Source organism: Mesorhizobium sp. ORS 3428 (assembly GCF_001854785.1).
Lineage (GTDB): Bacteria > Pseudomonadota > Alphaproteobacteria > Rhizobiales > Rhizobiaceae > Mesorhizobium.
In genome coordinates, this window is record NZ_MDFL01000055.1 from 1 (window position 1) to 3,336 (window position 3,336).

Consider the following 3,336-nt stretch of genomic DNA (forward strand, 5'->3'; position numbering starts at 1 on the left):
AGCTTGAAGGCGGCCACCGAAAAAGGGATCAACCTCTATCAGTCATTGCGCGAACATAGCTGCTTCGAGGCGCTCTCGGCGATCAGCTCCACCGTCTTCACCGGCAATACCGGCACCAATCTGTGCGATCTTAACATCCTCTTTGTCCCCGCGATCGAGAAGGCTCGCTAGGGCATGGCGGAAAGGATCAAATCCGTTCGGGCCCAGCAGATCATCGACTGCAAGTGCCGACCAGCCGTGGAAGTTGAGATCCGCACCGAAAACGGGGCAGTTGGCCGAGGCGCAGCCCCAACCGGAACCTCGGTCGGCATGCACGAAGCATTCGTCCTGCGCGATGGGAACCCGGCGAGCTACAAGGGCCTCAGCGTCCACAAGGCTGTGGACTACGCGGTGAAAATCATTGGGCCGGCGTTGATCGGCATGAATGTGGCCGACCAGCGCGCCATCGACCAGAAGATGATTGAGCTCGACGGCAYGCCGGACAAGAGCAGGCTCGGCGGCAACACGATCTATTCAGCCTCCATCGCGGCTTTCCGCGCTGCGGCCGATGCGCGCCGCATCCCGCTTTACAAGCATATTGCGGGCCGGGACGTCCGAACTGTACCGGTGCCCTGTTTCAATGTGATCAATGGCRGCCACTACGAAACGTTGACCCAGGCTTTCAACGAATTCCTAATCGTRCCGTATGACACCGACAATGTAGATTTGGCTGTCGAGATGGCGGTCGCGGTGTTCCAGCAGCTTGGTGAGGTCCTGACCAAGCACCTCGGCCACAAGCCGCAAATCGCGAGTTCCTATGGCTACGCGGCCCCTTCGGACGACCCGCAGGTAATCCTGTCAATAATGGAACAGGCAATCGAGGCCTGCGGCTATGGGGGTCGCATCGCCTTTGCACTCGATTGCGCCTCGAGCGAAATGTACGATCGGGATACCGCCACTTATCTGCTGAAAGGCAAGCGTGTTTCGACCGACGAACTGATCGCGTACGCCAAAAGGCTCACCGAAAACTTCGATCTGGTCTTCATCGAGGACCTACTCGATGAGAACGATTGGGAGGGCCACACCAAGGCAGCCAGGGAACTCACCCGCACGATCGTTCTCGGCGACGATCTCATCGTCACCAACGCTGCCCTTCTCAGACGCGCCTATGCATCCCGTGCGGTTCACGGGTTCATCCTGAAGCCCAATCAGGTCGGAACCATCACCGAGGCGATGGACGCCMATCGCTTTGCTAGCGAACATGGCATGATCTCGGTCCCGTCAGGTCGTTCCGGCGGCGTYGTCGACGACGTAGTGATGGATCTTTCCGTCGGCCTCGAAGTGCCTTTCCAGAAGAATGGCGCTCCGCGATCGGGAGAGCGCATCGAAAAGCTGAATTTCTTGATGCGCGCCAACGCGGCAAGCCCCGGCTGCCGTCTTTACGACATCAAGCCCCTTCTGCGCTTCTGACGCGGCCCGGCGCGGAGGCAGGAAACACAAACGTCAATGAATAAAGGAGGTTGCTCCATGTATCCCAGGATCGATTTTCTCTACCTCTCCGAGCCCGACATGATTGCCGCCGGCGTTCTCGACGCGCAGCGCTGCGTTGCCGTGTGCGAGGAAACTTTCGGTCTCCTCGGCAAGGGCGACTATCTGATGGGGGGCGCCAACCACAACAGTCACGGCCTGAACATTGTCTTTCCGAAGGAAACGAAGTTCCCGAACATGCCGGTGGCCGGACCGGACCGTCGTTTCGCGGCCATGCCGGGGTATCTTGGCGGACGCTTCGACGTTTGTGGCAACAAATGGTACGGGTCGAACCATGCCAATGCTGACAAGGGCCTGCCGCGTTCGATCTTGACCATGATGCTCAACGACAAGGACACTGGCGCGCCGCTGGCGCTGATGTCGGCCAACCTCTTGAGCGCAGCACRCACGGGCGGTGTGCCGGGCGTCGCGGCCAAGCACCTAGCCAACAAAGATGCAAGGACTGTTTCAGTCGTCGGCTGTGGCCCGATTAACAAGGCGTGTTTTACGGCGATCATGACCCAGTTGGAAGCCGTCCGAAAAGTTGTCTGCTTCGACCTCTTTCTGGAGAAGGCCAATGAGTTCGCAGCCTGGGTACACAAGGAATATGGCGTCCAAGCCATCGGCGTAGACGAAACAGAGGCCGGGTTCCGCGATGCCGACGTAATCACCGTCGCCGCCTCACGCCTGAAGCCGCTCCACTTCAAGGACGAGTGGATCAAGGCTGGCGCGACCATTCTGGTCTCTGGCCCTTTCAACACCGAGGAGTCATTCCTGACCGACGCGAAGATCGTCTACGATCACACGGCCCTGCAGGAGGCCTATGTCGAGGATGCGATCGCCTCTGGCAATAAGGAGGCTTACTACAGCAGTGTTATCGGTGGGCCCTTCTTTCGTCTAATCGATGCTGGCAAGCTTCCGGCCCTCAAAGATTCAACCGGCCTCGGCGACGTTGTTAACGGCGAGAAGCCCGGCAGAGAAAGCTCGGAAGAGCGCGTGATATTCATCGCCTGCGGCATGGCTGTCTTCGACATCAGCTGGGGTTTCGAAGTTCTTCAAAACGCCAAGAGCAAAGGAATCGGCCAAGTCCTGAACCTTTGGGAACGGCCAAGCCAAGCTTAGCTGATCCCATTTAGTTCCAGTCCCTGACGATAAGCGGAGGCGCAAATGATTGGCGCGTTACCTACGGCCGCGTCGCTCTACGAGCGCGTCCGGCGCGTTATCCCGCCAGTCGAATGGCCGGCCTTTGCCGATGACATCGACGCCATCCTGGCGCTGAAACGCGAACGCAACGCCGCCATCCTGGCGCACAACTATCAGATGCCCGAAATCTTTCACTGCGTGGCCGACATTGTCGGCGACAGCCTGGCACTGGCTCGCGAGGCGATGACGGTCGATGCGGATCTGATCGTGGTCGCCGGCGTGCATTTCATGGCTGAGACGGCGAAGCTCCTCAATCCCGGCAAGACCGTGCTCATCCCAGATCTCGCCGCCGGCTGTTCGCTGGCCGACTCGATCACCGCCGAGGACGTGCGGCTGATGCGGCAGCGCTATCCTGGCGTTCCGGTCATCACCTACGTCAACACCTCTGCAGCCGTGAAGGCCGAGTCCGACATTTGCTGCACCTCTGGAAACGCGCTTGCGGTGGTGAAGTCGCTCAATGCGCCGCGCGTCATCATGCTGCCCGACGAATATCTGGCGAAAAACATCGCGGCGCAGACCAAGGTCGAGATCATCGCCTGGAAGGGACGCTGCGAGGTCCACGAACGCTTCAGCGCGGCCGACATTCGCGAGCTGCGCGAGGCTCATCCCGGCGTGACGGTGCTCGCT

3 protein-coding genes are annotated in these 3,336 nt (G+C 59.7%); all 3 read left to right on the plus strand.

Annotation, left to right across the window (positions count from 1 at the left end; genetic code table 11):
• The first annotated feature begins 174 nt into the window (after positions 1 to 174).
• The gene (eno, locus tag ORS3428_RS06665; protein WP_071095738.1) at positions 175 to 1,449 is read left to right on the plus strand and encodes a phosphopyruvate hydratase; all 1,275 of its coding nucleotides are present in this window, start codon (positions 175 to 177) and stop codon (positions 1,447 to 1,449) included.
• 57 nt (positions 1,450 to 1,506) lie between these two features.
• A complete protein-coding gene (locus tag ORS3428_RS06670; RefSeq protein ID WP_071095740.1) occupies positions 1,507 to 2,628 on the plus strand; it encodes a tyramine oxidase subunit B in 1,122 nt (373 codons plus the stop codon).
• Positions 2,629 to 2,673: 45 nt separating this feature from the next.
• Positions 2,674 to 3,336 (plus strand): quinolinate synthase (locus ORS3428_RS06675; protein WP_071095742.1); only part of this gene is annotated, 663 nt, incomplete at its 3' end.